Consider the following 1,610-nt stretch of genomic DNA (forward strand, 5'->3'; position numbering starts at 1 on the left):
GAAGTGGTCGTTCCCGCCATCGGCCAGATGGCAGACCGCATTGCGCAGCTCGAAAAGCGCGCCGTCGCGGAATGAATAGCATAGTGGAAAAGTCTGGAAAGCATGACCACCGACACATTGACAGGCTGCAGAAGTCCAAGCTGATTTGGCCACCTCCCAATCGAGACTACTTCACCGTCAGATTGGTTGACCCTCGCGCCGCGCGGAGCGTTTCGCAAGTCCTATATTTCGAATTCGAACGTGGGAACCTGTATGTCGGCCCCTCCGTGCGCCTGACCGGCCCTGGCGGATGCGTCCAGTTGGATAGCGGGGAGAGTTGGCCGAGCACTTCGCCGAACACGCGCGAATCGTATTGCGCAGGCGCCACGGCGATGATGTCGAGCTGATGATAGTCGTTGGAACGGCGCCTACCAAGATTTCCGCCCGGTGGACTGCGGAGCAATCTGAGCGAGTCCGGACGATGCTTGCCAATCTGAAAACCGGCGGGCCACTGCGGCTGGCAAGAGGGTAGTCCGCGCTAGTCCGCGCCAATCATTAGTACACACTGGGCTCCGGAAGCGATCTTGGCATGACCCCCTCCACGGCAGCGGGGGCTGAAGCCCCCGCTATCGTATTTCCCTTGCGTTTCGTATCGTATCGTATAATCGTACATTACGATATCAAACAAGCCGAACGATACGATATGGCACGTCCAGGCATTACCTACGAGCAAGTGGCTGCGGTCGCGGAAGCGCTGCTCGCTGAGCAGCTGAAGCCAACGCTGACCGCCGTGCGCGAACGATTGGGCAGCGGCAGCATGAACACGATCCATCGCCATTGGTCGGCTTGGCAGGATCAGCAGAAGCCGACGCCGCGCAAGCTCAGCGAACCGAATTCGCGGCTACTTGCCGCCTTGGGGGCCGAGTTGTCGAAAGTCGCGGGGGAAGCGGCTGCTGAAGCCGAAGCCGCCCTAGCGCAAGCACTGAGCGAATTGGCTGCGATGGCAGCGAACGGCGAAGCACTGGAAACAGAGCGAGACGACCTCGCACAGCAACTGCTCGAAGTCACAACTGAGCGCGACACTGTAGCCGGCAAGGCGACCGAACAGGCCGAAGAAATCGAGCGCTTGAAGCAAGAGGCAGCGCGGCAACAGGAGGAGCTGGCAAGCGTTCGGCGCACGCTTGCCCAGGCGGAATTGCGTTTGGAAGCAGTGCCTCGCTTGGAGAGCGAATTGGCGGCCCTGCGGGATCAACTGGCAAGCGAACAAGCTTTGCGCGCGGCGGCTGACAAGGCCGCAGCGGTCGCCGAGGCGCAGCGCGCTGCAGAGGAAACTGCTCGTCAGCGAGCTGAGGCGCGCCTTGGCAGCGCCGAGGCGCGGGAAGGTGAGGCACGCAAGGAACTGGCTGAGTCGCATGCCGCGCACCAGGCCACGCGCGACAAACTGACCGAGGCGGTCGGCTTGGCTGCCGGGGCACAGGCCGAGTTAAAAGAGGTGCGCGCTCATATCCAGGCCAAAACCGCGGATCACCCACCCCCTACCGCCCTGAGCGCGGCCACGGGCGACGCCGAAAAGAGCAGGCCGCGGGGGGGTAGCAAGCCCTGAGGGCTCATCTCTGCAGGGGCGGCGGCGA

1 protein-coding gene is annotated in these 1,610 nt (G+C 62.6%); it reads left to right on the forward strand.

Annotated features, from left to right (window positions below; all coding sequences use genetic code 11):
- The first annotated feature begins 568 nt into the window (after nucleotides 1–568).
- On the forward strand, nucleotides 569–1,582 hold the full coding sequence (locus tag E1J61_RS36980; protein WP_243737140.1) for a DNA-binding protein: 1,014 nt from the start codon (nucleotides 569–571) through the stop codon (nucleotides 1,580–1,582).
- Nucleotides 1,583–1,610: the final 28 nt, after the last annotated feature.

The organism is Cupriavidus sp. L7L (assembly GCF_004353535.1).
Lineage (GTDB): Bacteria > Pseudomonadota > Gammaproteobacteria > Burkholderiales > Burkholderiaceae > Cupriavidus > Cupriavidus oxalaticus_A.

Bases quoted from the DNA above. Each gene is read 5' to 3' on its own strand.
- E1J61_RS36980 (WP_243737140.1), top strand. From the start codon at position 569: ATGACCCCCTCCACGGCAGCGGGGGCTGAAGCCCCCGCTATCGTATTT.